Origin of the sequence: Flavobacterium sp., assembly GCF_029242675.1 — a bacterium.
In the GTDB taxonomy this organism is placed as follows: domain Bacteria; phylum Bacteroidota; class Bacteroidia; order Flavobacteriales; family Flavobacteriaceae; genus Flavobacterium.
The window spans coordinates 1-4,916 of sequence record NZ_JAQWTM010000110.1 but is presented as its reverse complement, the minus strand read 5'-3'; the positions used below and the strand labels follow the sequence as shown (position 1 = coordinate 4,916).

The window sequence follows — 4,916 nt, the reverse complement described above, 5'->3', positions numbered from 1 at the left end:
TCCTTTATTGGTTTCAATTTTCGCATATAATCCATCTGCTAAATCACTATTTTCCTCTTTACATGAGTATAGAGAAGCAATAACAAGGCATAGTAATAAGAATCTTTTTTTCATTAGAATAATTAATTTAATTTAAACTGTCTTTTGATTTTTTTGGTATAATAGAGGGTTTCTTAGGTGTTGCTTTTACAGGTTTATCCGTCGAAAGCGGCAAGTTGACTGCTGATGTAGCTACTGAAGCTTTAGCAGCTAACTGTTTTTTATATTCTGTTTCAGGCATAAAGTCCCGTAAGGTCACCGTACACCATAGAGGTTGGTTGACACCTATTTTTTTATTGTCGCCGTGATAACCAAATCCCATGTGAGATGGGAAAAGAAAGGTTACTTTCTCGTTTCGGTGCATTAATTTGATTCCGTCTCGAAGCCCCATCATAATCTCTTGTTTGTCTACACGATATACTTGTGGTCTAAGTTCCAATTCAGAGTATATGATGTTTTCCTCCAAGTCTTTTATTTCATAATCAAAAAAAGCGACATCTCCTTTTTCAGGATTCAATGTGTCTACGTCATTTTTAGTGATGTAGGTATACCAATAGCCTTTGGTCGAAGCAATATAATTTTCAGTTGGATTCTTTTTGATAACTGCTTTGATTTGGTCTTCTTCAGAAGCTACTAGTTTTTTATTTCTAGCCACTGATTTTTTCATAAAACTACCCGAGGTTTGCGATATAGGTCGGCGTGCCTCTTGTGGCTGCTTACAACTGGCGAAGAGCGTAACGAGGAGTATGGGTAATGCGATGTGAATTAATTTCATCTGAGTTATAGTGTTATTTTCGTTACCAGATCTTCAAATTTTTGAATCGTTTCAGCCATCGAAACGGTTGATTTCCCTCCGGCAGCATTGCGATGTCCTCCACCATTAAAATGGTCTCTAGCAAATTGATTTACGTCAAAACCGCCTTGTGATCTAAACGATATTTTGATTATGTTTTCTTCTCTATTTTCGATAAAGATAGCAGTAAAATGGATTCCTTTGATGCTTAAGCCAAAATTTACGATTCCTTCAGTATCTCCTGTAACATAGTGAAAAGAATTTAATTCCTCCTGAGTCAACGTAATGTAAGAAGTTTTAAATTCAGGAATGACCTTCATGTTTTGTAACGCTCTACCTAACAATTGTAATCTGTTGTACGAGCTGTTTTCAAAAAGTAGGGTAGGTATGGTAGTATTTTCGACACCTAAATCAATTAAGTCTGCTACAATTCGGTGCGTGTTACCAGTTGTTCCAGGGAATTTAAAGGAACCTGAATCAGTTAAGATACCGGTATAAATGCAAGTCCCAATGGTTTTATCAATAGCTTCTTTTTCTCCTAAAAACCCAATAAAATTATAAAGCATTTCACAGGTTGAACCAAAGGATGTATCCGAGTACATATAAGCTGCGTAATCATCTGGTTTTTGATGATGATCAATCATTATATAGGTCGTGTTGAGTACTTCAAGTACTTTTTCCATTTCTCCAACGCGGTGAAAAGCATTAAAATCAAGTGTGCAAATAATTTCAGCTTCTTCTAATATTTTTGTGCACTTCTCTTTATTTTTTTCAAATATTTGCACTGTTTCTGAGCCAGGTAACCAACTTAAAAAGTCAGGAAACTCATTTGGTGCAATCACAACTGCTTGGTGATTGTATTTTAACAAAAAGTGATATAGTCCTAGTGTTGAACCCATAGCGTCTCCATCAGGACTGCGGTGTGGGATTATTGCAATTTTTTTTGGCGTAGCCAATAATGCTTGTATCGATTGAATATCTTGTATTTTCATAGGTTGCGAAAATACATTTTTTTACTGTAAAATAGTAGGTGATTAACAGGATTTTATTCTTTTTGACTTTTTGCTATTTCTTCAAGTAAGTCGGTTATCTTATTGTTTAATGATCCGATTGGACCGTCATACATAGAGGTGTTTTCATTTATTTTTTTATATGCTAACTCGTAAACTTGTTTCCTTAATTCGCAGTATAGAGCGAGCTGTTTATTTATATCATGGATTTTTTTAGGGAGATATAATTTATCTAGCTCTTTTATTAGTTTGATATCTTCTTCCCAATAATAAATTCCTCGTTCCTTAATCATATATAATACATCTTCCTTCGTAGAGTTGTAATCGATACTGTATGCTTCTAGTGCCATTTTTTCCATATCAACAAATTCTTGCATTTTAGTTTCATATTCTATTATTTGGTAGATGTAGATTTTTTTAGATTTACAGTAAATACTAATCGCGGGCGCCAGAATAAAAGTCAATAGTGTAGCAAAAACTAAGGCGTTATTTCTTTTTGTTTTGAAATAAGCATACAAACTTCCAAAAACAATTCCTGCAAAAAAACCGCCAAAATGTGCTGCACCATCTGTTCCTTCTTCGAAGCTATACAATAAGTTAATGACAATAAAGAAAACTATAAAAAATTTGGTATTAGTACTTAGTTTTTGACGAATTTCTTTGGTAATAATTAATACAAGTAAGATGCCATACATTCCAAAAATAGCACCCGAGGCACCAGCACATACTAAGTCTTCATTCCAATATAAACTGCTTAGACTCGCTAGAATTCCACAAAATAGATAAAGTGATAAAAAACCAATTTTCTTTAAATGAGATTCTAAAAATAAACCAACATAGGCTAGAGCATAGCAATTGGCTACTAAGTGAATGAAACCAATATGAACGAAAACGCTAGTGATTAAACGCCACCAATCTCCATCAGTAGTTAAAGGGCCATAGTTTGCTCCCCAGTGGATAAGATCTAGAATAGCAGGTGAGAAAAAGTGTACTCCTGAAAAAAACATACTAAAAAACACAAGAATGTTTGCAAGTAACAAAAGCGGGGTAATCAGATATTGGGAAGTGGGAATGAAAATAGAGAAAACAGAATAAAATTCGGTTACTGATCGCTCTTCTCTATTATTTAATTTACAGTTTTCTTTGGTACGAGCTAGCAGTTTTTCTTTTGCATCCTTCCCTTCATCAGTTTGAGTAACTTCCTTGCGGGCTTCATTGAACTCATCAAAAAAAAATTCCGTATTTTTTTTATTTCTACCTCGGTCATAGATTTGGTTTCCATTACTGCTACTGATCAATAAGGGATCATCTAAACTAAAATCAACAGTAATTTTTTCATTCCAAGTAGAATTCATTTGATTCGTCTCAGCAATTAGTAGGTCTTCATTGATTGCAATTACTGCCCAATTTAATTTTTCAAATGTTCGAATGGCCGCATACTGAAACGCTGCTTTCGATAAATTATTTAGAGGAATGTACTGTGAAAAAGAAGCAGGTAGACCAAATGACATAGATTCAAATATTAAGAATGAATTGTATTACAATACTATTACATTTATTTGAAGAAACAATACTAAAAATGATCTAGTTTTCGGATTTTAAGTTTTTTATAGAAAAGATGTTTGGGGCCTTTAACTATTTGTGATTGGTAAATACCGGTGGGTCCCGAAGTAAAATAGGCAATAAAACAGGCAATCGCGATAAATAAACCACTTTCCAAACCAAACAATTCAATTCCCATAACGGTACAGGCAATGGGGGTATGTGTAGCTCCTGAAAAAACCGCCACAAATCCCATTCCCGCAAGTAGCCCAATGGGAAGCGGTACGACAAGGGACAGAGCACTACCTAATGTCGCGCCCACAAAAAATAAAGGAGTTACTTCACCACCTTTAAATCCAGCTCCTAATGTAAATCCGGTAAAAAGTATTTTAAGTAAAAAGTCAGCGCTATCACTTGGATTTGAAAAAGCATCAAAAATTACCGGCACTCCTAATCCCATGAATTTGGTAGTACCGATTAAAAATAGGGCAATGGCCAAAATTACACCCCCAACGAACGGCCTAGCAGGTGGATACGTAATGTGTTTTTTAAAAAGTGTAGACCAAAGGTGTGTGCTTCTTGCGAAAACTAAGGCGGCTAAACCAAAAAGTATACTTACCGGTAGTATCCAAAGTGAAGTTAGACTGAGAAAGGAAGGGACAGTTGGGATACTATAGTGAGTATGTTGTACCTGCCATATTTCTACAGTAAAATAGGCAATGTAAGCCACGATAAAAGAGCAGATAATACTTTTTAAATTGAATTTACTAAAATAAAGAAGTTCAAGTGCAAAAAGAGAGCCCGCTAGAGGTGTACCGAAAACGGAGGCAAATCCTGCACTAATTCCCATGATTAGTAGCGTTTTTCTATCAGAAGGCTCAAGGTGGAACAACCTAGTAAATTGATCCGAAATTGCGCCTCCCATTTGTACTGCAGTGCCTTCACGACCGGCTGATCCGCCAAAAAGATGTGTAATTATAGTTCCTGCCAAAACCAGAGGAGCCATTTTTAGTGGAATAATTTGCGTGGGATTCGCATATTCTTCTAATAATAAATCATTTCCTTTTTCAACTTCTTTACCATAATAGTAATATCCCAATCCAATAAGTAAACCACCTAAAGGCAATAATCCTAAAACCCACGGATTTCCTTCCCTAAGATGCGCTGCCCATTCAAGAGTAACTAATAAAAGCGCTGATGCAGAGCCAGAAAGCACTCCTACTACTGTACAAATGAGAAGCCATTTGAACGAGACCGAAAGTGTTTTTTTAAATAGTTTTAAATTCATTGTTATTAAAAGCTTGTTCGGCTAAGAAAAAGTAAATGTATCAAAATTGAAATTGTTTGCTATTGAATTTTGCAAATTATACTATTCATGAGGAAAAAAAGGGTACAAAATTGCTAAAAGTAGCCTCTATTAGCTATTATTTTTGCGCTTAACGATACTTTTTTTTAACTTTCGCAGTTAATAATACAAGGACTTTAGTCCGAACTAGTAGATAGTTTGCTTTTAATAACTTTAAAAATAAATA

Annotated in this window: 4 protein-coding genes; all 4 read right to left on the bottom strand. The window is 34.9% G+C overall.

All coding sequences use genetic code 11. The features are described 5' to 3' along the window. Positions 1–127 precede the first annotated feature (127 nt). The 4 genes from gldI to P8M54_RS04375 all read right to left on the bottom strand — a co-directional run bounded on the left by gldI (position 128) and on the right by P8M54_RS04375 (position 4,672). A complete protein-coding gene (gldI, locus tag P8M54_RS04390) occupies positions 128–814 on the bottom strand; it encodes a gliding motility-associated peptidyl-prolyl isomerase GldI (RefSeq protein WP_300285606.1) in 687 nt (228 codons plus the stop codon). Between the two features lie 5 nt (positions 815–819). Continuing rightward, a complete protein-coding gene (locus P8M54_RS04385) occupies positions 820–1,824 on the bottom strand; it encodes a bifunctional oligoribonuclease/PAP phosphatase NrnA (RefSeq protein WP_300285604.1) in 1,005 nt (334 codons plus the stop codon). Between the two features lie 53 nt (positions 1,825–1,877). Continuing rightward, entirely contained in the window at positions 1,878–3,353 is a 1,476-nt protein-coding gene (locus P8M54_RS04380; RefSeq protein ID WP_300285603.1) for a rhomboid family intramembrane serine protease, read from the bottom strand. 62 nt (positions 3,354–3,415) lie between these two features. Continuing rightward, positions 3,416–4,672 (bottom strand): chloride channel protein, encoded by a 1,257-nt coding sequence (locus P8M54_RS04375; RefSeq protein ID WP_300285601.1) that lies wholly within the window; start codon positions 4,670–4,672, stop codon positions 3,416–3,418. Positions 4,673–4,916: the final 244 nt, after the last annotated feature.

Coding starts and splice junctions, on each gene's coding strand:
- gldI (WP_300285606.1), bottom strand. CDS start 814: ATGAAATTAATTCACATCGCATTACCCATACTCCTCGTTACGCTCTTC.
- P8M54_RS04385 (WP_300285604.1), bottom strand. CDS start 1,824: ATGAAAATACAAGATATTCAATCGATACAAGCATTATTGGCTACGCCA.
- P8M54_RS04375 (WP_300285601.1), bottom strand. CDS start 4,672: ATGAATTTAAAACTATTTAAAAAAACACTTTCGGTCTCGTTCAAATGG.
- P8M54_RS04380 (WP_300285603.1), bottom strand. CDS start 3,353: ATGTCATTTGGTCTACCTGCTTCTTTTTCACAGTACATTCCTCTAAAT.